This is a genomic window from Streptomyces cinereospinus, assembly GCF_042430725.1.
In the GTDB taxonomy this organism is placed as follows: Bacteria; Actinomycetota; Actinomycetes; order Streptomycetales; family Streptomycetaceae; genus Streptomyces; species Streptomyces cinereospinus.
Genome location: NZ_JBHMCY010000097.1, coordinates 1 through 24,774 on the forward strand (window position 1 = coordinate 1; position 24,774 = coordinate 24,774).

Sequence of the window (24,774 nt, forward strand, 5' to 3'; positions counted from 1 at the left end):
GGCGCACCGGGCGGCGGCGTCGGCGCACCGGGCGGCGGCGTCGGCGCACCGGGCGGCGGTGTCGGCATGCCCGGCGCCGGCGGCGGCGTCGACGTACCCGGCACCCCCGCGCCGCCCACACCCTGTGGATAGCCGTACGTCTGCGCGAGCGGCGCCTGCGCGGGCGCACCGCCCACGGACGCGCCCCCCGTCGCCGGACCCGCACCCGACGCACCCGAGGAACCCGGCGCGGACATCGGCGCACCCGGCGCGGACGTCGGCACACCCGCGGCCCCCGCCCCGCCCGGCGCCCCCGGCAGACCCGCACCCTGCGAGCCCTCGCCGTCGACCGCCGGCACGACCGCCGTGGGCGGAAGCCGACTGCCCCCCGCCAGCAGCGCCGTTGGCGCCTCCGGAGGCGCCACCCGCGACTCCTCCTCGTCGACACCGCTCAGCGGCGGCGCGAACACGGTCGCCGGCAACGGCACCGAACGGTCGTCACCGGTGTCCGCGTTGGTGTCCGTCCCGGCCCACGGAGTCGCCCCGGCGGGGGTCACCGGCGCACCGGACCCGGCCGCCGCGCCAGCCGCACCGGCACCGGCACCGGCAGCCGAGTCCCCCTCGGAACCCCCGCCCCCCGACGCCGAAGCCCTCTCGGCACCACCCCCGGCAGCAGGCCAAGCCGCCCCGCTGCCGCCCGCGGCACCCCCGCCCCGCCGATCCGGAATGCCCAGCCGGTCCGCGGCCTCCTGCAACCACTCCGGCGGACTCAGCAGGAACGACGTCTGGTTCAGGTCCACCCGCTCCGCGGGCGCGGCCACCGGCTCGGGAGCCCCGTCAGGACGCCCGTACTCCTCCTCGTACCGGCGGACGACCTCCCCCACCGGCAGCGACGGCCACAGCGTGGCCTCCCCGCTGTCCCGGGCGATCACCAGCCGCTGCGCGCCCCCGTCCGAACGCGGCCCGTCCGCGCGGTCCTCGGCCCACACCACGAACCCCAGCTCGAACTCCCGCACCCGCACCTCCCGGTGCTGGTACGACGGCACGTCCCCGTTGATCCACTCCTCGGCGCGCTCCTGCGCCTGCGCGAAGGTCACCATCGTCAGCTCACTCCCCCGCGGACACCGAGGACGAGACGTCGACCGCCCGCGCGAAACCGCCGTCCACCATCAGATTCGCCACCGTCTCCAACTCCGGCGGCGAGCCCGCCAGCCGCGACAGGAAGACGTCGAAGTCCTCCCCGCACGGCAGCAGCAACCGCTCCACCCGCTCCGCGGGCGACCACCCGGGATCGGCGTCCCGCGCGTCGTCGTAGGCGCAGAACCACACCGAACCGATCCGCTCGCCCTTCACCTTCACGGCCAGCAGACCGCCCTGCACGAACCCGACACCCAGGTAGTCCTTGGTGAGGTGGTCACGCAGGCACTTGTTCACGTACACCAGGTCGTTGACCGCCGCCTCGTCGCGCACCGTGAAGAACGGCTGGTCGACCAGCAGCCCCAACTCCGCGTCCAGCGCCGTCCCGACCGGGGCGCACCCGCCCGCCGCCTTCAGGAACGCCCGGTACGCACCCGGCAGCCGGTACCCGAGGTCCTCCTCGACCCCCTGCACCTGCGCCTCCGTCACCGCCAGCCCCGACTTCGGCAGCCCGACGTGCGCCGGCCGCGTCTCCTGCAACGGCCGCGTCCCCCGCTTCGCCTGGTCCACCGCCGCCGTGGCGATCCCGCCGTGGTGCCGCAGCAACGCCTTCACCTCGACCGGCACCAGCTCCAGCCGCCGCGTCCCCGCCACGTGGTGCCACGTCCACCCGTGCGGGGTCGCCACCGGTGCCACCGTGTCCCACAGCTCGTGCCCGGACGCCGACAGCGCCGCGTTCGCCGACACGTAGTCCGTCAGCCGCAACTCGTCGACCCCGAAACCCGCCGGCGGCTCCGCGATCTCCGCGGCCGCACGCGCGTAGGGCGCGAAGTCGGGGTAACCGCGCTCGTCGACCCGTACCCCTCTCGGGTGACGGACCGCCCGGACCGGATCCGGGAAGTGCACGACCTGCCCGGCATAGGCCGCGTTCGGCGGCGCGGCGTGTCCCCCAGCCTGGCGGCTGGGCGGCGCACCCAGCCCGAGCCGACCTGTCGTCATGGCGGTTGCCCCCTGCGGCACTCTGGTACGACCCGTAGCGAACTCCTCGAACCCTTCGGCCCGCTACGCCCCGTATCGACTGTCTCCAGCGCGTTGACCGCGCATCGTGGTGCCGACAGCCTATGCGGTACGGCGAAACCGGTCACCGGCGCACGTCACCGCACCGGGAACCCTCTCTCCGCCCACGGTGACCAGCCGTCACCCCACCGTGACGACCAGCCCGGACCCGGGCGTGTCGCGGCGCCCCAGCTTCCCCACCGGCCAGGGCATTTGGCACTCTGTGTCCGCCGGGGGGACGCACGGGAGGGGAAAGGTGATCATGAACGCGACGCAAACAGGGCCGCACACCGGCACGTCCGGCGACCCGCGCATCGGCTGGAGCGCCACCGAGACCCGCCCCGCGCCCGTCCTGCGCCACCGCCGCGACGGCATACTCCCGACCGTCGCCGCCGCACTCTCCGTGCGCGGCGCCACCCTCACCGGCACCGCCGCCCGCGGCGACCAGCCCCCCGCGCTGCACCCGCTCGTCCAGGACTTCCTCGACACCCTCACCAGCGCCCAGCGCGACCGCTTCACCGGCCGCTGCGCCGAGGCCATCCTCATCTCCCGGCACCTCACCACCGCCGACGCCGCCCGCAGCAAACGCGCCGCCCGCCGGCCCATGACCAACGGCGAGGCCCGCAAGGCCCTCAAGCAGGCCAAGCTCACCGCCCGCCGCATCCGCGAGGACGGCGACCCCCTGCACGGCAGCTTCGCCGCCCCGTGCCGCGCCTGCACCGCGCTCAGCGCCCACTTCGGCGTCCGCGTCGTCGACCCCACGCCGGCCGACGGCTGACCGGCACCCCGCCCCACCAGCACACCTACGCACCACGAACGAAGGGCAGATGCACACCGACCGCACCTCGACCACCCGCTTCGCCGTCCCCGTCGACGCCGCCCTGCGCGCCGCCGGCTGGCAGCCCGGACGCTGGGACATCAAGCAGGCCGAGATCTGGGCCGACACCCTCCGCGAGCACGCCTCACCGGCCGGCCACCGCCACGCCGTCTTCCCGGCCGCCGTCGAGGCCTGGGCGGAATTCGGCGGCCTGCACATCACCCCCACCGGCCCCGGCCGCCAGATCGCCCCCGCCCGCCTCCACCTCGACCCGCTGCACGGCCTGCACCTGGCCCGCACCCTCGGCGACCTCGGCCGCGCCCTCGGCACCGAGGTCAGCCCCCTCGGCGCCGAACCCGACACCCAGGCACTCCTCGCCATCGACACCGCGGGCCGCGTCTACGCCCTGGACCACACCGGCGACTGGTACCTGGGCCCCGACATCGACAAAGCCCTCACCGGCCTCGTCTCCGGCCTGGAACCCACCCGCCTGACCACCGCCTGACCCCCGGCCACGACCGCGCCGCCGAACCCGCGCCACCCGGCCCGCGCCGCCGAGCCCCCGCCGCCACCCCCCGGACGGCGGACCCGCACCGCCGGACCCACGCCACCGAGGCCGGACCCACGCCACCGGGCCCACAACGCCGGGTCCACGACACCGAAACCGGGCCCACAACGCCGGGTCCACGACACCGAAACCGGACCCACGACACCAGGTCCACGACACCGAAACCGGACCCACGACACCAGGTCCACGACACCGAGGCCGGGCCTACGACGCCGGAATCACCGCCGACACCCGAAAACCCCCCGCGTCCGTCGGACCGGACACGAACACACCGCCCAGCCCCACGACCCGCTCCCGCATCCCCACCAGACCGTTGCCCCCCGAGGGCAGCCGGGCCGAGGACGCGGCCTCCGGCGGCGGCTCGTTCTCCACCTGCATCGCGATCTCCGACACCCGGTGCGCCAACCGCACGTACGTCTTCGCCCCCGCCGCATGCTTGTGGACGTTGGTCAGTGCCTCCTGCACCACGCGGTACGCCGTCCGCTCGACCGCCGGCGCGTACACCCGCGCCTCCCCCTCGACCGACAGCGCCACCACCATCCCCGTGGCGGCCGACTGCCCGATCAGCTCGTCCAGCTCCGACAGGCACGGCCCGTCCCCCACCGCGCCCTCCTCGTCCACGGCGACCCGCGACGCCGCCGCGGCCGCGGCCACCCCCACCGCCGCCAGCGGCACCGACGCCCGCTCACCGCGCCCCGCGCCCCCGTCCGTACTGCGCAGCACCCCCAGCATCTCCCGCAGCTCCGTCAGCGCCTGCCGCCCCATGTCCCCGACCAGCGCCGCGTTCTTCACCGCCTTCTCGGGATCCTTGCGGGCCACGGCCTGCAACGCCGCGGCATGCACCACCATCAGACTCACCCGGTGCGCGACGACGTCGTGCATCTCCCGCGCGATCCGCGTCCGCTCCTCGTTGCGCGCCCACTCGGCCCGCTCCTCCGCCCGCTCCGCGAGCAGCTGAAGCTCCCGCTCCAGACTGTCCGCCCGCTCCCTGAGGCTCTCCATCAGCCGGCGCCGGGCCCCCACGTACAGACCCATCAGCAGGGGCGGCGCCGTCACGCCCAGCGAGGCGGTGATGGAGATGAACGGGACGAACCACTCCCCGACCCCCACCTCCCCCCGCGTCATGTCCTGCTGCGCCCGTACGAACGTCACCACCAGCGTGCCCACCAGCGACATCCCCGCCAGCGCCGTGATGATCCGGCGCGGCAGCTCCGAGGCGGCGAGCGTGTACAGGCCCACGACGGTCAGCAGGAAACCCATCTGCGCCGGCGAGATCGCGATCGACACCAGCACGACGGCTATCGGCCACATCCGGCGCAGCAGCAACGTCACACCGGCCAGCGCCCCGAAGGCCACCCCCGCGGCCACCGGCAGCCCCGCGTCCCGCGCGAACGGCACCCCCTCGACACCGCACTCGACCGCGGACAGCAGCGCGAGCACCCCGTCCAGCGCGACACCGCGCCATCGCGTCCACCACCACGGCCCGGTCAGGCCCTCGGCGCGCGCTTCCCCCGTCGTGGTCATGCCCTCCAGCCTACGGGCGGTGGCCTCCGCTTTTCCGGCGAGTTTCGACGACTCGGCCACACCACACTCCGTGCCCGAACAGCAACGAAAACCGACCGGAATCCCTCGAACTGCTGATCCACTCCCGTCCACCCCCGGAACCAAACATTCCACCCGGACGGTATGCACATGGCACATTTTTCGGGCAAGTACGCGGACTTCGAGGGCCTGCGGGAGCGGGCGATCAGCCTCCGGAGGGCGGGGCTCAGCCTCCGGCAGATCCGCGACGAACTGAAGGTCTACAACAACGACGTCCTCAACAGGCTGGTGCAGGGCGAGCCCCCGCCGGCATGGACGAAACGCCCCCGGGCGAAGGACGACCTGCGGGAGAGGGCGCGTGAGCTACGGCTCCAGGGCTGGACCTACGACCGGATCGAGGCGGAGCTCGGCTGCTCCAGAAGCTCGGTGTCCCTCTGGGTACGGGACCTGCCGCGGCCGGAGCGCAGGCGCGGCACGGAGGAGGCCTCGGCGATCGCCCGGAAGGGCTGGGAGGAGAGGCTGCGCGTCCGCGAGGAGCAACGGCGGCAGGCCAAGGAAGCGGCCGGGCGGGCCGTGGGCCACCTGTCGGCCCGCGAACTGTTCCTGATCGGCGTGAGCCTCTACTGGGCGGAAGGCGGCAAGGACAAGCCGTACGACCGACGCGAGAACGTCTCTTTCGTCAACAGCGACCCCGACGTGATCACGGTCTTCCTGGCCTGGCTCGACCTCCTGGGCATCGAGCGTGAACGCCTCCGCTTCACCGTCATGATTCACGAGACCGCGGACGTGACCGGTGCCGAACGGTACTGGGCCGAACTGGTGGGCGCCGATCGTTCCTCGTTCAATAAGACAACACTGAAGAAGCACAACCCGAAGACCGTGCGCAAGAACGTCGGCACGTCCTACCGGGGCTGCCTGGTCATCAAAGTCCTGAAGGGTGCGGATTTGTACCGTCGCATCGAGGGCTCTTGGTACGGCATAGTGGTGTCCGTGCGGGAATCCGATCAACAGAATCGGACATAACGCGCACACTATCCCGGATCGTCTAAGGGCAGGACAAACGGTTTTGGTCCGTTGAATGAGGGTTCGAATCCTTCTCCGGGAGCCCACGTCACACCCGTTCCGCGTCCGGGCCCTGACGGTCACAGCCCCGTCGGGGCCCGCTCTCCTCTCCCCCCACGCCCACCCCGGTATCCTGCGGTTGTCCACACCCCCTCCACAGCCGAAGGGCATCCCGTGAGCGCCATTCGCCCGGCAGCCGTCGTCGTACTCGCAGCGGGTGAGGGCACCCGTATGAAGTCGGCCACACCCAAGGTCCTGCACGAGATCTGCGGCCGTTCCCTGGTGGGCCACGTGCTCGCCGCCGCCGGCGAGCTGAAGCCGGAGCATCTCGTCGTGGTCGTCGGGCACGCCCGGGAGAAGGTCACCGCGCACCTCGCCGAGGTCGCCCCCGACGTCCGTACCGCCGTGCAGGCGCAGCAGAACGGCACCGGTCACGCGGTCCGGATGGGCCTGGAGGAGCTGGGCGGCGGCGTCGACGGGACGGTCGTCGTGGTGTGCGGCGACACGCCCCTGCTGACCGGTGAGACGCTGCGGGACCTGGCGGACACGCACACCAGGGACGGCAACGCCGTCACGGTGCTGACGGCGGTGATGCCGGACGCGACCGGGTACGGGCGGATCGTGCGCGACCCGGCGTCGGGTGCCGTGACCTCGATCGTCGAGCACAAGGACGCCTCGGAGGAGCAGCGCGCGATCCGCGAGATCAACTCGGGGGTGTTCGCGTTCGACGGGCGGCTGCTGGCGGAGGCGCTGGGGAGGGTGCGGACGGACAACAGCCAGGGCGAGGAGTACCTGACCGACGTCCTCGGGATCCTGCGTGCGGCGGGGCACCGCGTCGGTGCCTGTGTGGCCGGTGATCACCGGGAGATCGCCGGGATCAACAACCGCGTGCAGCTCGCCGAGGCGCGCCGGATCCTCAACGACCGGCTGCTGACCGCCGCCATGCTGGCCGGGGTGACGGTGGTCGACCCTGCGTCGACCTGGGTCGATGTGACGGTGACGTTCGAGCAGGACGCCGTGGTGCTGCCGAACACCCTGCTGGCGGGGTCGACGCACCTCGGTCAGGGGTGTGAGGTCGGCCCGAACAGCCGGCTGAAGGACACCCGGGTGGGTTCCGGTGCGCGGGTGGACACCACGGTGTCCGACGGGGCGGACGTCGGGCCGGAGGCGACGGTGGGTCCGTACGCCTATCTGCGGCCGGGGACGCGGCTGGGGCTCAAGGGCAAGATCGGTACGTACGTGGAGACGAAGAACGCGTCGATCGGTGAGGGGACGAAGGTTCCGCACCTGTCGTACGTGGGGGACGCGACGATCGGTGAGTACTCGAACATCGGTGCCGCGAGCGTGTTCGTGAACTACGACGGGGAGAACAAGCACCACACGACCGTCGGGTCGCACTGCAAGACCGGATCGGACAACATGTTTGTGGCTCCTGTCACGGTCGGGGACGGTGCGTACACCGCTGCGGGGTCCGTGATCACGAAGGATGTGCCGCCCGGTTCGCTGGCCGTGGCCCGTGGTCAGCAGCGGAATATCGAGGGTTGGGTGGCTCGTAAGCGTCCGGGGAGCGCGGCGGCGAAGGCGGCCGAGGCGGCGTCCCGGGAGCCGGAAGGCGAAGGCTGACCGGAAACAGGTGCGTCCGGGACGGCGTACCGTGATAAGTGCACACCCGCACCCACCAGCTGAGACGACGTCTTTCGTCCAGTGGGGACGTCGTGTCGACATCCAGCTGAGACACCTCTGAGGAGACAGTGCTGTGACCGGGATCAAGACGACCGGCGAGAAGAAGATGATGTTCTTCTCCGGCCGCGCCCACCCCGAGCTTGCCGAGGAGGTCGCCCACCAGCTGGGTGTCGGGGTCGTGCCGACCAAGGCCTTCGACTTCGCGAACGGCGAGATCTATGTGCGGTATCAGGAGTCGGCGCGGGGTGCCGACTGTTTCCTGATCCAGAGCCACACGGCTCCGATCAACAAGTGGATCATGGAGCAGTTGATCATGATCGACGCCCTCAAGCGGGCGTCGGCGCGGTCCATCACGGTCATCGTGCCCTTCTACGGTTACGCGCGGCAGGACAAGAAGCACCGGGGTCGTGAACCGATCTCGGCGCGTCTGATCGCGGACCTGATGAAGACGGCCGGTGCGGACCGGATCCTGACCGTGGACCTGCACACGGACCAGATCCAGGGCTTCTTCGACGGCCCGGTGGACCACCTGTTCGCGCTGCCGCTGCTGGCGGACTACGTGGGCAAGAAGGTGGACCGCGAGAAGCTGACGGTGGTCTCGCCGGACGCCGGCCGGGTGCGGGTGGCCGACCGCTGGTGCGACCGGCTGGGCGCGCCGCTGGCGATCGTGCACAAGCGGCGGGACAAGGACGTCGCGAACCAGGTGACGGTCCACGAGGTCGTGGGTGAGGTCAAGGGCCGGGTGTGTGTCCTGGTCGACGACATGATCGACACGGGTGGGACGATCTGTGCCGCCGCGGACGCGCTGTTCGCGCACGGTGCGGAGGACGTGATCGTGACGGCGACGCACGGTGTGCTGTCGGGTCCGGCGGCGGACCGGCTGAAGAACTCGCGGGTGAGCGAGTTCGTGTTCACCGACACGCTGCCGACGCCGGGCGAGCTGGCCCGGGACCTGGACAAGATCACGGTGCTGTCGATCGCGCCGACGATCGCGAGCGCGGTGCGTGAGGTGTTCGAGGACGGTTCGGTGACGAGCCTCTTCGACGAGCAGTGAGTCGCTGACTGCGGCTGATCGATTTCTCCGCGGCCCGTCTCGCCGAGTATTCTGTTGCAGTTGCTCGGCGAGGGAGGCCGTGGCCCGTTTCCGTGACGGGGTACGGCGGTCCGTTATCGACGCGCTCTTCGTAGCAGGCCGTTCGTGGCCGGGTGACCACGTCCGTTCCTGATCAGACGAGGAGTGATCAACATGTCCGAGGTGAAGCTCACCGCCGAGACGCGCAAGGAGTTCGGCAAGGGTGCCGCCCGCCGTATCCGCCGTGACGACAAGGTTCCCGGCGTCCTGTACGGCCACGGTTCCGAGCCGCTGCACCTGACCTTCCCGGGCCACGACCTGCTGCTGGCGCTGCGTACGCCGAACGTCCTGATCTCCCTGGACATCGACGGCCAGAGCAGCGAGCTGGCGATCCCGAAGGCCGTGCAGCGCGACCCGCTGAAGGGCTTCCTGGAGCACGTCGACCTGCTGCTGGTCAAGCGGGGCGAGAAGGTCACCGTCGAGGTACCGGTCGTCGCCGAGGGCGAGCTGGCGCCGGGCGGCAACCTGCTGGAGCACGTGCTGAACGCGCTGCCGGTGGAGGCCGAGGCCACCCACATCCCGGAGAACTTCACCGTCTCCGTGGAGGGTCTGGCGGCCGGTGCCTCGGTCCTCGCCAAGGACGTCGAGCTCCCCAACGGTGTCTCCCTGGCCGTCGAGGAGGACGCGGTGGTCCTCCAGGTCCTGGCCGCGCAGGCCGAGGAGGCCGAGGGCGAGGAGGCCGCGGCGGGCGAGGGCGCAGAGGCCCCGGCCGAGGCCTGATCCGCACCTTTGTCGTTTCCGTCAGCCGCTGTTCCCCGTGGGGGCAGCGGCTGGCGCGTATCAAGGAGACATGGACGACGTGACGAGCGACGCGGGTACCCCTTGGCTGATCGCGGGGCTGGGCAATCCCGGGCCCGAGTACGCGATGCACCGGCACAACGTGGGCTTCATGGTGGCCGATCTGCTGGCCGAGCGGATCGGGGGCAGGTTCAAGCGGGCGGGCAAGGCGCAGGCTCAGGTCGTCGAGGGCCGGATCGGTCCGCCGGGGCCGGCGAGCCGCCGGGTGATCCTGGCGAAGCCGATGTCGTACATGAACCTCTCCGGCGGCCCGGTGAACGCGTTGCGGGACTTCTACAAGGTGCCGGTCGACCGGATCGTCGCCGTCCACGACGAGCTCGACATCGGGTACGGGACGTTGCGGCTGAAGCTCGGTGGTGGTGACAACGGGCACAACGGGCTGAAGTCGATGACGAAGGCGATGGGTCCGGACTATCACCGGGTGCGGTTCGGGATCGGGCGTCCGCCGGGGCGGATGCAGGTCGCGGACTTCGTGCTGAAGGACTTCTCCTCCGTGGAGCGCAAGGAGCTGGACTACTTCGTGGACCGGGCGGCGGACGCGGTGGAGTGCCTGGTGACCGAGGGGCTGGAGCGGGCGCAGAGTGCGTACAACTCCTGACGTGTCCCCCACCTGAATTGACTGACCGTGCAGGCGTCGCCGAAGATCGCCGCCATGCTGTCCGCGGTCGTCTCCGGTCAGGGCGCGCCCCGCGATCAGGATCAGCGCCGCGACGACCCCCGTCGCCGCGAGCCGGCCGAACCGCGGGGGCGTCGTGGGGCTCCCGGTACGTGATGCTCATCCGGGGGCGGGAGAGCGGGACGATCAGGGTGACCGGCCGCGGGGGCGGCATCCGCGCCGGGCCGTACACGCCGGTCTCCGCCGGCTCGCAGGCCCGCGACCGGGTCGTCATCGGGGACACCGCCGCGGTACGGGACGGGCGGACGTACACCGTCGTCCTGAAGCCCGGCGGCGGGGAGGCCGTGCGGTCCGGGCCCGGCGGGGTGCCGCACGCGTGGGCGCCGCTGGGCGGGGCGCCGCTGCTCGCCTCGGTGGTGGTCGCGGGCGGGCTGGGGCGGGTCCGGGCGGCCCGGCTGATGGCCGGTTCCGGGGTCGCGCCGATCAGCGCGGCCTTCTTCGCGGTGCAGGACGCCCGTCCCGCCGGGGGCGCTCCGCCCGGGCGGAGCGCCCCCGGCGGGACGGGGGTGCCCCCCGTGCTCGGCGTGAGCGCGGGGGGCACCGCCGGGTGCGGGTGTCAGCCCGTGTTGCGCAGGCCGGCCGCCACACCGTTCACGGTCAGCAGCAGGGCCCGGGCGAGCAGCGGGTCGGGCTCGGCGCCCGTCGCCGCGGCGTCGCGCTGACGCTTGAGCAGGGCGACCTGGAGGTAGGAGATCGGGTCCAGGTAGGCGTCGCGGACGGTGAAGGTCTGCTTCAGCACCGGCTGGGCGTCGAGCAGTTCGTCCTCGCCCGTCACCTTGAGGATCTCGGCGACGGTGAGGGCGTGCTCGGCGCGGATGGTGTCGAAGACGTGCTTCAGCTCGTCCGGCACGAGGGTGTCGACGTAGTGGCCGGCGATCCGCAGGTCGGTCTTGGCCAGCGTCATCTCGACGTTGGAGACGAAGTTGCGGAAGAAGTGCCACTGCTCGTACATCTCGTCGAGCACGGTGTCCAGGCCCGCCTCGCGCAGCGCCTTCAGGCCGGAGCCGACGCCGAACCAGCCGGGGACGATCTGCCGCGACTGGGTCCAGCCGAACACCCACGGGATGGCCCGCAGTCCGTCCAGGCCCGCGCCGGAGTCGGGGCGGCGCGACGGCCGGGAGCCCAGGTGCAGGTCGGCGAGCTGGTCGACGGGGGTGGAGGCGAAGAAGTACGCCGGCAGGTCGGGGTCCTCCACCAGCCTGCGGTACGCCGCGTGCGCGGCGTCGCTGACCGCGTCCATCGCGGCGTCCCAGCGGGAGAGGGCCTCCACGGACTGGCGGGGCGCGGTGTGCAGGGCGGAGGCCTGGAGGGTGGCCGCGACGGTCAGCTCCAGGTTCTCCCGGGCCAGGGACGGGATGAGGTACTTGTCGGAGATGACCTCGCCCTGCTCGGTCACCTTGATCTCGCCCTCCAGGGTGCCCCAGGGCTGGGCGAGGATCGCGTCGTGGGTGGGGCCGCCGCCGCGGCCGACGGTGCCGCCGCGGCCGTGGAAGAGCCGCAGCCGGACGCCGTAGCGGTGCGCGACGTCGCGCAGGCGGCGCTGGGCGCGGTGGATCTCCCACTGGGAGGTGGTGATGCCGCCGAACTTGGAGGAGTCGGAGTAGCCGAGCATGACCTCCTGCACGTCGCCCCGGAGCGCGACCAGGCGCCGGTAGGACGGGTCGGAGAGCATGTCCTCCAGGATGGTGTCGGCGGCCTTGAGCTCGTCGGTGGTCTCCAGCAGCGGCACGATGCCGATCTTCGCCCAGCCGGCGTGGAGGTCGACCAGGCCGGCCTCGCGGGCGAGGACGGCGGCGGCGAAGACGTCGTCGGCGCCCTGGCACATGGAGATGATGTACGACTCGATGACCTCGGGCCCGAAGACTTCCAGGGCCCGCTTGACGGTCTGGAAGACGCCGAGGGTCTTGGCGCCGGCCGCGTCGACGGGCGCCGGGGAGGGGGCGAGCGGGCGGCGCGAGCGGAGTTCCTTGGCGAGCAGCCTGGTGCGGTAGTCGCGCGGCATGTCGGCGTACCGCCAGGACTCCTCGCCGAGCCGGTCGAAGAGCTGGCCGAGGGCGTGGTGGTGGGCGTCGGCGTGCTCGCGCACGTCCATGGTGGCGAGCTGGAGGCCGAAGGCGGCCAGCGTGCGGATGGTGCGGTCCAGGCGGCCGTCGGCGAAGAGGCCGCCGCGGTGCCGGCGCAGCGAGCCCTGCACGAGCTTGAGGTCGTCGAGCAGCTCGCCGGTGCCGAGGTAGTCGTGGCCGGCCTCGTGCGGGGTGCCCGTGGCCAGGCGCTGCTTGGTGTTCTCCAGCTTCTGCCGGATGCAGGTGGCCTTGAGGCGGTAGGGCTCCTCGGCGTTGAGGCGCTTGTAGCGGGGGCTGATCTCGGGCAGGCGCTCCAGGTCCGCCTGGAGGGAGGTGAGCAGTTCCTCGGTGGCGCCGCTGTAGCGGATGGAGTTCGACAGGAAGCCGCGGAGCTCGTCGATCATCTCCAGGGCGTCGTTGATGCCGTGCTCGTGCTGGAGGATCAGCACGTCCCAGGTGACCTCGGGGGTCACGTTGGGGTTGCCGTCGCGGTCGCCGCCGATCCAGGTGCCGAAGGTGACCGGGCGGGTGTCGTCGGGGAGCTTGACGCCGACCCGCTCCAGTTCCGCCGTCAGGTCCTCCAGGACGTCGCCGACGGCGCCGGCGTGCAGCTCGTCCAGGTAGTAGATGGCGTTGCGGGCCTCGTCGGCCGGCTCGGGGCGCACGACGCGCAGTTCGTCGGTCTGCCAGACGAGGTCGATGTTCTCCGCCAGCCGGGTGTCGTGGCGGCGGCGGTCGCTGTCGAGGACCGGGGTCTCCAGCAGCTCGGCGATGCGCCGGAGCTTGTTGAGGACCGAACGGCGGGCGGCCTCGGTGGGGTGGGCGGTGAACACCGGACGAACATTGAGATGGCGGACGGTCTCCCGCAGGTGCTCGGGGTCGGCGTCCTTGAGCCGGTCGGCGGTGCGGGAGAGCAGTCCGCCCTCGGCGGCGCGGCGGGCGCGCAGTTCGCGGCCGCGGTGCACCTGCTCGGTGACGTTGGCCAGGTGGAAGTAGGTGGAGAAGGCGCGGACCAGCTTGGCCGCCGTCTCCAGTTCGGTGCCGCGCAGCAGCTCGGCGGCGGCCTCACCGTCCTCTCGGGTGAGGCGGCGTACCTTTTCGACGAGTTCCAGCAGCTCGGGGCCCTCCTGGCGGACGAGGGTCTCCCCGAGGAGGTCACCGAGCCGCCGGATGTCGGCGCGCAGGTCGCTGCTGGTGGTCGTGGTCTGGTCGTCGGCACTGCTCACAGGTGCGGCTCCTTGCAGTGTTGAAGCTCGTCTGAAGCTCGTGTGGGAGGGAACCCGGTGACCGTCGCACGGCGGGTGCCGCATTACGGGCCGGATTTCCGGGGAAGGAATCAGAGCGGACCGCGCTGTCCGACCGACTTCCAGGATAGGTGTCGGCCGGGACGCGCAGGCCCACGGGCTCTTGCCGCCGGGCGACGCGCTGCCATACTTACGACGCCGTAGGTTACGGAACCGTAGGGACGTCTCGTGCAGAGCCGTCCCTGTTTTTCGGAGCCCCGGCACCTGTCTCGGCCCACGACCCCCCAGGGGACGCACCCATGACCACGAGCTCCGATGTGATCGACGACGCCTCTCCGTCGACCTCCCAGGCCACCGCAGCGCCGCGGCCCGCCGCCACGCTCGGCGGCGACCGCAAGGGTTCCGTCGAGCAGGGTGCGCTCCTGCTCTTCATCATCGTCCCCTTCCTCGCGCTGGTCGCGGCCGTGCCGCTGGCGTGGGGCCGGGGGGTGAGCTGGCTGGACCTGGGCCTGCTGGTCTTCTTCTACTTCCTCGGCTGCCACGGCATCACGATCGGCTTCCACCGGCACTTCACGCACAGTTCGTTCAAGGCCAAGCGGCCCCTGAGGATCGCGCTGGCGATCGCCGGGTCGATGGCGGTCGAGGGCCCCCTGGTGCGCTGGGTGGCCGACCACCGCAAGCACCACCGGTTCTCCGACGCCGAGGGCGACCCGCACTCCCCCTGGCGGTACGGCGAGACCGTCCCGGCGCTGATGAAGGGCCTGTGGTGGGCGCACATCGGCTGGATGTTCGACGAGGAGCGCACCCCGCAGGACAAGTACGCGCCGGACCTGATCAAGGACCCGACGCTGCGGGCGATCTCCCGCCAGTTCCTCGTCTGGACGGTGGTGTCCCTGGCGCTGCCGGCGCTGATCGGCGGCCTGGTGACGATGTCCTGGTGGGGCGCGTTCACCGGGTTCTTCTGGGGGTCGCTGGTGCGGGTGGCGCTGCTGCACCACGTGACCTGGTCGATCAACTCGATCTGCCACGCGGTGGGCAAGCGGCCGTTCCGCTCGCGGGACAGGTCGGGCAACGTGTGGTGGCTGGCGGTGCTGTCCTGCGGTGAGTCCTGGCACAACCTGCACCACGCCGACCCGACGGCGGCGCGGCACGGTGTGGAGCGCGGCCAGATCGACTCCTCGGCCCGGCTGATCCGCTGGTTCGAGCGGGCCGGGTGGGCGTACGACGTGCGCTGGCCGTCACGCTCGCGTATCGATTCCCGCCGTCGGAGCGGCCGAGACCACTCCCGGCGCGGGGGGAAGACCGCCGAGGCGGCATGATTGACGGCGTGGCGACCGACTCCGGCAGTACCTCGAACAGCGACAAGCCCCGGCGCCCGCGCCGTACCCGTATGACCGGTGCGGAGCGGCGCCAGCAGCTGCTGGAGATCGGTCGCACCCTCTTCGCCGCGAAGGGCTTCGAGGGCACGTCGGTGGAGGAGATCGCGGCGAAGGCCGGGGTGTCCAAGCCGGTGGTGTACGAGCACTTCGGCGGCAAGGAGGGGCTGTACGCGGTCGTGGTGGACCGCGAGATGCGCCGCCTGCTGGACATGGTGACCAGCTCGCTGACGGCGGGACACCCGCGCGAGCTGTGCGAGCAGGCGGCGTTCGCGCTGCTGGACTACATCGAGGAGTACACGGACGGGTTCCGCATCCTGGTCCGTGACTCGCCCATCCCGCAGTCCACGGGATCCTTCGCCTCGCTGATCTCGGACATCGCCACCCAGGTGGAGGACATCCTGGGCCGCGAGTTCAAGAGCCGCGGCTTCGACCCGAAGCTGGCCCCGCTGTACGCCCAGGCGCTGGTCGGCATGGTGGCGCTGACCGGGCAGTGGTGGCTGGAGGTGCGCCGGCCGAAGAAGGCGGAGGTGGCGGCGCATCTGGTGAACCTGGCGTGGCACGGGCTGGACGGGCTGGAGCAGAAGCCCCGGCTGATCGGGCACCGCAAGAGCTGAGCGCTCCGCGGGGGGGCGGCCGGCGGCCGGCGGTACCCGATCGCCGTGCGCGGGCGCGGCGCCGTCGGGGCCGGCCGCGCCCCGTCACCAACCCTTGCGGGCCACGGCGAAGACGCGGCGGAAGGGGAACGGCGTGCCGTGCGGGCCCGGCGGGTAGGCCTCGCGCAGTGCGTCCCGGTACTCGTCCTCGAAGGCCCGCGCCGCCGGCGGGTCGTCGGCGAGGGCGGTCAGGACGGGGCGCAGGGCGGTGCCCTTGACCCAGTCGAGGACGGGGTCCTCGCCGGTGAGGAGATGGAGGTACGTCGTCTCCCAGACGTCGGCCGTGCAGCCGAGGCCGGTGAGGCGGTCCAGGTAGGCCCCGGGGGTGAGCACGGCGTCGGTGTGCCGCAGGGTGCCCGCCAGGCGGTCCCGCCAGCGCGGGGACGCCTCCAGCCCGCGCAGCAGGCGGTGGCTGGGGGCGTCGAAGTTGCCGGGGACCTGGAAGGCGAGGGTGCCGCCGGGCGCCAGCCCGGCGAGCCAGCCGGCGAAGCGGTCCGCGTGGCCGGGGATCCACTGGAGCGTGGCGTTGCTGAGGATCAGGTCGTACGGCTCGCCGGGCGTCCAGGTGCGCACGTCGGCGTGGGCGAACGTGAGGCGGCCGGCGTGCGCGTGTCCGGCGCGGGCCCGCTGGAGCATCTGTGGGCTGTTGTCGTAGCCGGTGACGCGGGCGGTGGGCCAGCGGGCGGCGAGCAGCGCGGTGAGGTTGCCCGGTCCGCAGCCGAGGTCGGCGATGCGGGGCGGGTCGGCGGGGAGGTCGGGGACGCGGGCGAGGAGGTCGGTGAAGGGGCGGGCGCGGTGTCCCGCGTGGCGCAGGTACTGGGCGGGGTCCCAGGTGGGGTCGGCCATGCCCTCAGCCTGACAAGTAAGTATCTCGACGTCAAGAGACTTCACGTCGACACAACCACTACACTGATCGCCATGGAGGACGAGGTCGATCGGCTGGTCGCGGCGTGGCGCCGGGAGCGCCCGGACCTCGACGTGGAACCGCTGGAGGTGCTCAGCCGGGTGAGCCGGCTGGCCCGGCATCTGGACCGCGCCCGTCGGCTGGCCTTCTCCGAGCACAGCCTGGAGCCCTGGGAGTTCGACGTCCTGACGGCGCTGCGCCGCGCGGGGACGCCGTATCAGCTCTCGCCCGGACAGTTGCTGACCCAGACGCTGGTCACCTCCGGGACGATGACGAACCGGATCGACCGGCTGGCGAAGAAGGGCCTGGTGGAGCGGCTGCCCGACCCCAGTGACCGGCGCGGTGTGCTGGTCCGGCTCACCGATGAGGGGCGGGACCGCGCGGATCAGGCGCTGGCGGGTCTGCTGGACCAGGAACGGGCGATTCTCGGGGAGCTGTCCCGTGCGCAGCGGGCGGAGCTGGCGGCGCTGCTGCGGCAGCTGACCGCTCCGTTCGACAACATCCCCGGGTGAGTGCTGCGCGGGCTCGGCGGTTCGTCGTGTGCGGGGGGGCGTGGCCGGTCGCGCAGTCCCCGCGCCCCCCGGCGACGTCGCCCGACCGGACATGAACAAGTACGCCACCGACAGCATCGCACCGGCCCTTCGTCGGCCGCGGGCGGCTCGCAACCCGTCACACACTCCCCCCGCACCCCCGGCGACGTCGCCCGACCGGACATGAACAAGTACGCCACCGACAGCATCGCACCGGCCGTTCATCGGCCGCGGGCGGCTCGCAACCCGTCACACACTCCCCCCGCACCCCCGGCGACGTCGCCCGACCGGACATGAACAGGTGGCCCGTCGCGCAGTTCCCCGCGCCCCGAGGGACGTTGCCCGGCCGGGTGCTGGCAGGTGTTCCGGGTTCGGTCAGGCGCTGTTGCTTTCCTCCTGGGTGATGCGGGTGGGGGTGTCCAGGTCGACCGGGCCCACGCCTGCCCGTCGGGCCAGGGCCACGGCGGCGAGGGTGGAGTGGACGCCCAGTTTGCCGAGGACGTTCTGCATGTGGGTGCGCACGGTGTGCGGGGAGAGGTAGAGGCGCTCGGCGACGGCCTTGCGCCCCAGGCCCGCGACCATGCACCGCAGCACCTCCCGCTCGCGCGGGGTGAGGGACTCCACCAGCCGCTCGCTCTCGGTGCGGTGCCTGCGCGCGGCGGTCAGTTCGCGCAGCACGCCGGTGAGCAGGGCGGGCGGCAGATGCGTCTCGTCGCGCAGCACGCCCCGGATGACGGTGAGCAGCCGGGACAGCGAGCACTCCTTGGCGACCCAGCCGCTCGCCCCGGCCTGCAGGGCCAGCGCCGCGCGCCGGGGATCGTCCTTCTCGGCGAGGACGACGACCCGCACCCCGGGCTGCGCGGTACGGACCCCGGCGACCAGCGAGATGCCGTCCACCACCCCGTCCACGCCGCCCTCCGGCACGGGCAGGGCGGGCCGTATCCCGGCGACGGCGCCTCCCAGGTCGGCGTCGACGAGGAGCACGTCGAACCGGCGGCCCTCGGCGGCCGCGCGCTCCAGGCTGCGCAGCGCGGCGGGACCGCTGCCGGCCGCGGAGACGTCGACGTCGGGCTCGGCGGCGAGCGCCGCGGCGAGGGACTCGGCGAAGATGCGGTGGTCGTCGACGACCAGGACTCGGATGCGAACCACGAAACCCCCTTCCCCTAGCTCTCGTGGAGCAGGGGACGCCCATCGACGGGAGCCGGTCGACCGGTGCGGGCACGACGCCCGAAGCGCTCCTGGGTGGTCGTCCGTGCCGTTCCCCAGGACGGGGCCGCCGCAGCCGCACGGCCGCCGCCGTGCAGGAACCGCTGCCCCCACTTCGGGCGCCGTACCCGACGTGTCTCGCCCCCTGAACAGCACCGGCCCCCACCGGTGCTGTCCATCAGAGTACGGGCGAGGGGCAGGAGCGGAAGGCAATTTGCAGAACTGGCCGTCCGGCGCGTTTATGGTGAGCCGCATGTTTCGTATGGAGACGGAAGTCGACAGGACCCGGCGCGATCTTCTCCGTTCCCGGCTCCGCGACACCAACACGGCGGCCTCGCCGGTCCTGCGCGCCCTGCGCGGCACCCCCGCCGAACGCGAGTCCCCCCTGCACGTCTGGGTGCTGGACGCCGCGGACGACCTGGCCGGTGGCCTGGTGGGGCACACCTGGACGACCTGGCTGCACGTGGCGTTCCTCTGGGTCGACGAACGCCACCGCGGCGCGGGCCTGGGGTCCCGGCTGCTGGCCGAGGCGGAGCGCGTCGCCCGCGAGGAGCGCGGCTGCACCGCGGTCCGCCTGGAGACCTGGGACTTCCAGGCCCCCGGCTTCTACCGCAGGCAGGGCTACGAGGTGGTCTGCGCGATCCCCGACTACCCGCCCGGCGTCACGGAGTTCACGCTGACCAAGCGCCTGGCCCGCGCCTGACCGCCTGGCGCCGGCAGCTAGCGCAGCCGCAGCGCCCCCGCCGAGGGCACCGCCTCGAACACCCGGGGCGCCCTGAAGTCCGCCGCCGCGAACGCCTCTTTCACCGCCTTGGTGACGGTGTCGACGTCCGGCACCTCCACCAGCACGATCGCCGAGCCGCCGAAGCCGCCGCCGGTCATCCGGGCGCCCAGGGCGCCGGCCGACAGGGCGGTGTCGACCACCAGGTCCAGCTCCGCGCAGGAGATGCGGAAGTCGTCCCGCAGCGAGGCGTGGCCCTCGGTGAGGACCGGGCCGATCTCCCGCGTCCGGCCCGACTCCAGCAGGGACACGACGCGCTCGACGCGCTCGTCCTCCGTGACCACGTGCCGGACCAGGCGGCGGACCTCCTCCTCGTCGCCGAGCCGGTCCAGCGCCGCGTCCAGCCCGTCGTAGGGGACGTCGCGCAGGGCGTCGACGCCGAGCAGGGCCGCGCCCTTCTCGCAGCCGGCCCGGCGCCGGCCGTACTCGCCGGTGCTGTGCTCGTGCTTGACCTGGGTGTCGACGACCAGCAGGCGCATGCCCTCGGCCGCGAGGTCGAAGGGGATCTGCCGCTGGGAGAGGTCGCGGGTGTCGAGGAACAGGGCGTGGCCCGCGGTGCAGCAGGCGGACGCGGTCTGGTCCATGATGCCGACCGGGGCGCCCACGTAGACGTTCTCGCCGCGCTGGCAGAGCCGGGCCAGCTGCCAGCCCTTCAGGCCCAGGCCGTACAGGTCGTTGAGGGCCAGCGCGACGACGACCTCCAGCGCCGCCGACGACGACAGGCCCGCGCCCGCCGGGACCGTCGAGGCGAGGTGGACGTCGGCGCCGGTGACCGGGTGCCCGGCCTGGACCAGGGCCCAGACGACGCCCGCCGGGTAGGCCGTCCAGGTCCCGTCCGACTCCGGCTCCAGGGCGTCGACGCGCAGGTCGGCCACGCCGCCCTCGATGTCCGACGAGTGCAGCCGCAGCACGCCGTCCGTGCGGCGCGAGACGGCGGCCACGGTGGTGTGCGGCAGCGCGAACGGCATCACGAAGCCGTCGTTGTAGTCGGTGTGTTCACCGATGAGGTTGACCCGGCCCGGCGCGGCCCACACGCCCTGCGGCGCGGCCCCGTACAGCTCCTCGAACCGCCCGGCGACAACCTCTGCGGCAGCCTCGCTCATGCCCTGTTCCCTGACCCTTCCCTGCGTTCTACTTGCCACGCCGCTGCGCGAACTCCCACGCGTCGGCGACGATCCCGGCGAGGTCCGCGCGGGACGGGTTCCAGCCGAGCCGCTCCCGGGCGGTCCGCGCCGAGGCCACCAGCACCGCCGGGTCGCCGCCCCGGCGCGGGGCCACCACCTCGGGGATCGGGTGCCCGGTCACCTGCCGGACGGTCTCGATGACCTCGCGGACGGAGAAGCCGTTGCCGTTGCCGAGGTTGCAGATCAGGTGCTCGCCCGGGGCGGCCGCCGCGACCGCGAGCAGGTGGGCCTCGGCGAGGTCCGCGACGTGGATGTAGTCACGGACGCAGGTGCCGTCCGGCGTCGGGTAGTCGTCGCCGTAGACGGAGATCGCGTCGCGCCGGCCCTGCGCCACCTGGAGCACCAGCGGGATGAGGTGCGACTCGGGGTCGTGCCGCTCGCCGAACTCGCCGTAGGCGCCGGCCACGTTGAAGTAGCGCAGCGACACCGCGCCCAGCCCGTGGGCCCTCGCCTCACCGGTGATCATGTGGTCGACGGCGAGCTTGGAGGCGCCGTAGGGGTTGGTCGGCGCGGTGGGCGCGGACTCCACGATCGGCACCTGCTCCGGCTCGCCGTAGGTGGCGGCGGTGGAGGAGAAGACCAGCCTGCGCACCCCGGCCGCCCGCATCGCGGCGAGCAGGGCCATGGTGCCGCCGACGTTGTTGTCCCAGTACTTCTCCGGCCGTACGACGGACTCGCCGACCTGGGAGCAGGCGGCGAAGTGGAGCACCGCGTCGAACGAGGAGTCCAGCCACTTGGCGGCGTCGCGGATGTCGCCCTCGACGAAGGACGCACCGGAGGGCACGCCCTCGCGGAACCCGGTGGACAGGTTGTCCAGGACGAGGACCTCGTGGCCCGCCTCCAGCAGGTGCTGGGCGACCACGCTGCCCACGTATCCCGCACCGCCGGTGACCAGGTACTTCCCGCTCATGAACTAGCTACCTCTCGCAGTCGCTCGGCCGCGCGCTCCGGCGGCACGTCGTTGATGAACACGTTCATGCCGGATTCGGAACCCGCGAGGAACTTCAGCTTGCCGGAAGTACGGCGAATGGTGAAAAGCTCCAGGTGGAGCGCGAAGTCGTCACGGCTGACGCCCTCGAACTCCTCCAGCTGGCCGAACGGCGCCTGGTGCCAGGCGGCGATGTACGGCGTCGGAGGCTCACCCTCGCCGAAGATGCGGTCGAAGCGCCTCAAGAGTTCCAGATAGACCTGGGCGAACTCCGAGCGCGCCGCTTCTTCGAGCGCGAGCAGGTCGGGCACCCGGCGCCGCGGGTACAGGTGGACCTCGTACGGCCAGTGCGCCGCGTAGGGCACGAAGGCCACCCAGTGTTCACCCTTGAGGACGACCCGCTCCCCGGCGAGCTCGCGCTCCAGGACGGCGTCGAAGAGGTTCTCCCCGCCCGTGGCGTCCCGGTGGGCCGCGAGGGACCGGAGCATCAGGGCGGTGCGAGGGGTGGTGAAGGGGTAGGCGTAGATCTGCCCGTGCGGGTGACCGAGCGTCACACCGATCTCGGCACCCCGGTTCTCGAAACAGAAGACCTGTTCGACGGAGGGCAGATGGGACAGCTCCGACGTGCGGTCGGTCCACGCGTCCAGGACCAGCCGCGCCTGCTCCTCGCCCAGGTCGGCGAAGGAGGCGTTGTGGTCGGAGGTGAAGCAGACGACCTCGCAGCGCCCGGAGTCACCGGCGAGCGAGGGGAAGCGGTTCTCGAAGACCACCACGTCGTAGGACGCGTCCGGGATCTCGCTCAGCCGCTCGCCCTGCGACGGGCACAGGGGGCACTCGTCGGCCGGCGGGTGGTAGGTCCGGCCCTGGCGGTGCGAGGCGATCGCCACCGAGTCGCCGAGCAGCGCGTCGCGGCGGATCCCGGAGGTCGTCACGGTCCGCTCCAGCGGACGGCGGTCGACCGCGCCGCGGACGGCGTCGTCCCGCAGGTCGTAGTAGATCAGCTCACGACCGTCCGCCAGACGGGTCGAGGTCTTCTTCACCGCGGACTCCTCGTTCGAGCCACCCAACCATTCAACATAACCAAACATACCAAAACACAACTCATCACTGACAGTCAACATCACAATCAAACAAAGCTCGACATCAAACGTGTTCAATTAACGAACGCCCAGGCGTAGGTTTCGGTCCGGATCAGTTCACGCAACGAAGCGAGTGCGTATGGAAACCCCCACATACCTGTCCGCCGAGCTACGGCTCCCCACCAACTGGCTCGACTACACGATCCTCGGCATCTACTTCGTCGTCGTCCTCGGCATCGGCTTCGCCGCCCGCCGGTCGGTCAGGACCAGCCTCGACTTCTTCCTGTCCGGCCGTTCGCTGCCCGCCTGGGTCACGGGCCTCGCCTTCATCGCGGCCAACCTGGGCGCCACCGAGATCCTCGGCATGGCAGCCAACAGCGCGCAGTACGGCGTCTACACCACCCACTGGTACTGGATCGGCGCCATCCCGGCCATGGTCTTCCTCGGCCTGGTCATGATGCCCTTCTACTACGGCAGCAAGGTCCGCTCAGTCCCCGAGTTCCTGCTGCTGCGCTTCGACAGGTCGGCGCACCTGCTCAGCTCGATCCTGTTCGCCTTCGCCGCCATCCTGATCGCCGGCGTCAACCTCTACGCGCTCGCGATCGTCGTCGAGGCGCTGCTGGGCTGGCCGCAGTGGGTGGCGATCGTGGTGGCGGGCTTCTTCGTGCTCGCCTACATCACCCTCGGCGGCCTCTCCTCGGCGATCTACAACGAGGTGCTGCAGTTCTTCGTGATCCTCGCCGCCCTCATCCCGATCACCATCCTGGGCCTGAAGAAGGTCGGCGGCTGGGACGGCCTGTCCGACACCCTCACCGCCCGCCAGGGCGACGACTTCATGACCTCCTGGGGCGGCACCGGCATCGGCGACGCCAACCCCCTGGGCGCCAACTGGCTCACGATCGTCCTCGGCCTGGGCTTCGTGCTCTCCTTCGGCTACTGGACCACCAACTTCGCCGAGGTCCAGCGCGCCCTGTCCGCCAAGAACCTCTCCGCCGCCCAGCGCACCCCGCTGATCGCCGCGTACCCGAAGATCTTCATCGTCTTCCTGGTGATGATCCCGGGCCTGGTGGCGGCCGCGCTGATCCCGCAGTTCGGCACGCCCGAGTCGGGCTACCAGTACAACGACGCGATCCCCTACCTGATGCAGGACCTGCTCCCCAACGGCGTCCTCGGCATCGCCGTGACCGGCCTGCTGGCGGCCTTCATGGCGGGCATGGCGGCCAACGTGTCGTCCTTCAACACGGTGTTCACCAACGACATCTGGGGCCGCTACGTGGTGCGGGACCGGGACGACGCGTACTACGTGCGCTTCGGCCGCCTCATCACGGCGATCGGCGTGCTGGCCTCGATCGGCACGGCGTTCCTGGCGGCGTCCTTCTCGAACATCATGGCGTACCTCCAGACGCTGTTCTCCTTCTTCAACGTCCCGATGTTCGTCGTCTTCATCGTCGGCATGTTCTGGAAGCGCGCGTCGATGAAGTCGGGCTTCTGGGGCCTGCTCGCCGGCACCACGGCCGCGATGGTGAACTACTTCGTCATCTACCAGGAGGGCATCATCGACATCCCCTCCGACCAGGGCGCCAACTTCGTCTCCGCGATCGCGGGCTTCGTCGCCGGCGCGGTCGTCATGGTGGCCGTCTCCCTGTTCACCGCCCCCAAGCCCGAGGCGGACCTGCAGGGCCTGGTCTACGGCACCCGCTCCCCCGGCATGGCCGAGCCGCCCGCGGAGGGCGACGACGCCTGGTACCGCCGGCCGGCGCTGCTCGGCTGGGGCGCGGTGGTCCTGGCCGCCGTCTGCTACATCCCGTTCTCGTTCTGACCGCGGGAGGATTGGAAGACCATGTCAGAGCATCCCGAGTACTCCGAGCGTGACGTCCAGCGGGAGGTCACCGACCTGGAGGGCAAGTCCGCGACGGCGGCACGCCTGTTCGACATCCGGCGCATCATCGGCGGCCTGTTCGTCGTCTACGGCGTCATCGTCACGATCACCGGCCTCACCGACGACCAGGCGGCCATCGACAAGGCCGAGGGCGTCAACATCAACCTCTGGACCGGCCTGGGCATGCTGCTCCTGGGCCTCTTCTTCGTGATCTGGCTCAAGCTCCGCCCCACGGCCCCGCCGCCCCCGCCCGAGGACTGACCCCCACCCCGCCGTGCGCGCACCCACACGCGCGCACGGCAAAAAGGGCGCGCGCCGCCCACACCGCAAGCCCCCGGCCCCGCACCCACCCACGGCAGAGGAATCACCGGAGCCGGGAGCCGCACCCACCCACGGCAGAGGAACCACCGCAGCCAGGAGCCGCACCCACCCACGACGGAGGAACCACCGCAGCCAGGAGCCGCACCCACCCACGACGGAGGAACCACCGCAGC

Annotated in this window: 22 protein-coding genes, 1 tRNA gene and 1 pseudogene; 15 read left to right on the plus strand and 9 right to left on the minus strand. The window is 71.9% G+C overall.

What is annotated here, in order from left to right; all coding sequences use genetic code 11:
- Nucleotides 1–1,079: SUKH-4 family immunity protein (locus tag ACFF45_RS32235; protein ID WP_512701207.1), on the minus strand; the 1,079-nt coding region annotated here is incomplete at its 3' end.
- A gap of 7 nt (nt 1,080–1,086) precedes the next feature.
- On the minus strand, nt 1,087–2,115 hold the full coding sequence (locus tag ACFF45_RS32240) for an SMI1/KNR4 family protein (RefSeq protein ID WP_381350435.1): 1,029 nt from the start codon (nt 2,113–2,115) through the stop codon (nt 1,087–1,089).
- A 319-nt stretch (nt 2,116–2,434) separates the two neighbouring features.
- On the opposite strand from ACFF45_RS32240, the gene ACFF45_RS32245 reads away from it, so the two are divergent.
- Nucleotides 2,435–2,950 (plus strand): YwqJ-related putative deaminase, encoded by a 516-nt coding sequence (locus ACFF45_RS32245; RefSeq protein ID WP_381350436.1) that lies wholly within the window; start codon nt 2,435–2,437, stop codon nt 2,948–2,950.
- A 49-nt stretch (nt 2,951–2,999) separates the two neighbouring features.
- A complete protein-coding gene (locus tag ACFF45_RS32250; RefSeq protein ID WP_381350437.1) occupies nt 3,000–3,494 on the plus strand; it encodes an SUKH-3 domain-containing protein in 495 nt (164 codons plus the stop codon).
- Between the two features lie 267 nt (nt 3,495–3,761).
- Here the strand turns inward: ACFF45_RS32250 and ACFF45_RS32255 are convergent, their stop codons facing one another.
- Nucleotides 3,762–5,081, minus strand: coding sequence for a sensor histidine kinase (locus tag ACFF45_RS32255; protein ID WP_381350438.1), 1,320 nt, complete (start codon nt 5,079–5,081; stop codon nt 3,762–3,764).
- A 168-nt stretch (nt 5,082–5,249) separates the two neighbouring features.
- Here ACFF45_RS32255 and ACFF45_RS32260 point away from each other — a divergent pair, with 168 nt between their 5' ends.
- The 7 genes and pseudogenes from ACFF45_RS32260 to ACFF45_RS32290 all read left to right on the plus strand — a co-directional run.
- Nucleotides 5,250–6,122, plus strand: a complete 873-nt coding sequence (locus ACFF45_RS32260; RefSeq protein ID WP_381350439.1) for a terminase gpP N-terminus-related DNA-binding protein — start codon at nt 5,250–5,252, stop codon at nt 6,120–6,122.
- 11 nt (nt 6,123–6,133) lie between these two features.
- Nucleotides 6,134–6,204, plus strand: a tRNA-Gln gene (locus ACFF45_RS32265).
- A 131-nt stretch (nt 6,205–6,335) separates the two neighbouring features.
- Nucleotides 6,336–7,784: a bifunctional UDP-N-acetylglucosamine diphosphorylase/glucosamine-1-phosphate N-acetyltransferase GlmU gene (gene glmU, locus ACFF45_RS32270; RefSeq protein ID WP_381350440.1), complete on the plus strand. Its 1,449-nt coding sequence runs from the start codon at nt 6,336–6,338 to the stop codon at nt 7,782–7,784.
- A 133-nt stretch (nt 7,785–7,917) separates the two neighbouring features.
- On the plus strand, nt 7,918–8,898 hold the full coding sequence (locus tag ACFF45_RS32275; protein ID WP_381350441.1) for a ribose-phosphate diphosphokinase: 981 nt from the start codon (nt 7,918–7,920) through the stop codon (nt 8,896–8,898).
- Nucleotides 8,899–9,090: 192 nt separating this feature from the next.
- Entirely contained in the window at nt 9,091–9,696 is a 606-nt protein-coding gene (locus tag ACFF45_RS32280) for a 50S ribosomal protein L25/general stress protein Ctc (protein WP_381350442.1), read from the plus strand.
- Nucleotides 9,697–9,766: 70 nt separating this feature from the next.
- Complete coding sequence (pth, locus tag ACFF45_RS32285) at nt 9,767–10,372, plus strand: aminoacyl-tRNA hydrolase (protein WP_381350443.1); 606 nt, start codon at nt 9,767–9,769, stop codon at nt 10,370–10,372.
- A 17-nt stretch (nt 10,373–10,389) separates the two neighbouring features.
- Nucleotides 10,390–10,896: pseudogene (locus ACFF45_RS32290) on the plus strand (hypothetical protein); the annotation flags it as partial.
- Nucleotides 10,897–11,006: 110 nt separating this feature from the next.
- Here the strand turns inward: ACFF45_RS32290 and ppc are convergent.
- The gene (gene ppc, locus ACFF45_RS32295; RefSeq protein ID WP_381350444.1) at nt 11,007–13,739 is read right to left on the minus strand and encodes a phosphoenolpyruvate carboxylase; all 2,733 of its coding nucleotides are present in this window, start codon (nt 13,737–13,739) and stop codon (nt 11,007–11,009) included.
- A gap of 317 nt (nt 13,740–14,056) precedes the next feature.
- Here ppc and ACFF45_RS32300 point away from each other — a divergent pair, with 317 nt between their 5' ends.
- A complete protein-coding gene (locus ACFF45_RS32300; protein ID WP_381350445.1) occupies nt 14,057–15,076 on the plus strand; it encodes an acyl-CoA desaturase in 1,020 nt (339 codons plus the stop codon).
- Nucleotides 15,073–15,750 (plus strand): TetR family transcriptional regulator, encoded by a 678-nt coding sequence (locus ACFF45_RS32305; protein WP_381350446.1) that lies wholly within the window; start codon nt 15,073–15,075, stop codon nt 15,748–15,750. The genes ACFF45_RS32300 and ACFF45_RS32305 overlap by 4 nt, the downstream gene beginning before the upstream one ends.
- Nucleotides 15,751–15,834: 84 nt before the next feature.
- On the opposite strand, the gene ACFF45_RS32310 is transcribed toward ACFF45_RS32305, so the two are convergent.
- Complete coding sequence (locus tag ACFF45_RS32310; RefSeq protein ID WP_381350447.1) at nt 15,835–16,635, minus strand: trans-aconitate 2-methyltransferase; 801 nt, start codon at nt 16,633–16,635, stop codon at nt 15,835–15,837.
- Nucleotides 16,636–16,707: 72 nt separating this feature from the next.
- Here ACFF45_RS32310 and tamR point away from each other — a divergent pair, with 72 nt between their 5' ends.
- Nucleotides 16,708–17,205 (plus strand): MarR family transcriptional regulator TamR, encoded by a 498-nt coding sequence (tamR, locus tag ACFF45_RS32315; protein WP_381350448.1) that lies wholly within the window; start codon nt 16,708–16,710, stop codon nt 17,203–17,205.
- 393 nt (nt 17,206–17,598) lie between these two features.
- Here the strand turns inward: tamR and ACFF45_RS32320 are convergent, their stop codons facing one another.
- Nucleotides 17,599–18,372 carry a LuxR C-terminal-related transcriptional regulator gene (locus tag ACFF45_RS32320; RefSeq protein WP_381350450.1) on the minus strand — a complete coding sequence of 258 codons (774 nt, stop codon included), beginning with the start codon at nt 18,370–18,372 and terminating at the stop codon, nt 17,599–17,601.
- 298 nt (nt 18,373–18,670) lie between these two features.
- Between ACFF45_RS32320 and ACFF45_RS32325 the strand changes: the two genes are divergently transcribed.
- Nucleotides 18,671–19,132: a GNAT family N-acetyltransferase gene (locus tag ACFF45_RS32325; RefSeq protein ID WP_381350459.1), complete on the plus strand. Its 462-nt coding sequence runs from the start codon at nt 18,671–18,673 to the stop codon at nt 19,130–19,132.
- 17 nt (nt 19,133–19,149) lie between these two features.
- Here ACFF45_RS32325 and galK read toward each other — a convergent pair whose 3' ends face one another.
- The 3 genes from galK to galT are packed head-to-tail and all read right to left on the minus strand — an operon-like array spanning nt 19,150 to nt 22,362.
- Nucleotides 19,150–20,313, minus strand: coding sequence for a galactokinase (gene galK, locus ACFF45_RS32330; protein WP_381350452.1), 1,164 nt, complete (start codon nt 20,311–20,313; stop codon nt 19,150–19,152).
- A 28-nt stretch (nt 20,314–20,341) separates the two neighbouring features.
- Nucleotides 20,342–21,304: a UDP-glucose 4-epimerase GalE gene (gene galE, locus ACFF45_RS32335; protein ID WP_381350454.1), complete on the minus strand. Its 963-nt coding sequence runs from the start codon at nt 21,302–21,304 to the stop codon at nt 20,342–20,344.
- Nucleotides 21,301–22,362 (minus strand): galactose-1-phosphate uridylyltransferase, encoded by a 1,062-nt coding sequence (gene galT, locus ACFF45_RS32340; RefSeq protein WP_381350455.1) that lies wholly within the window; start codon nt 22,360–22,362, stop codon nt 21,301–21,303. The genes galE and galT overlap by 4 nt, the downstream gene beginning before the upstream one ends.
- Nucleotides 22,363–22,540: 178 nt before the next feature.
- Between galT and ACFF45_RS32345 the strand changes: the two genes are divergently transcribed.
- Entirely contained in the window at nt 22,541–24,220 is a 1,680-nt protein-coding gene (locus ACFF45_RS32345; protein WP_381350457.1) for a sodium:solute symporter family protein, read from the plus strand.
- A 21-nt stretch (nt 24,221–24,241) separates the two neighbouring features.
- Nucleotides 24,242–24,541 (plus strand): hypothetical protein, encoded by a 300-nt coding sequence (locus ACFF45_RS32350; protein WP_381350458.1) that lies wholly within the window; start codon nt 24,242–24,244, stop codon nt 24,539–24,541.
- The last annotated feature ends 233 nt before the right edge of the window (nt 24,542–24,774 follow it).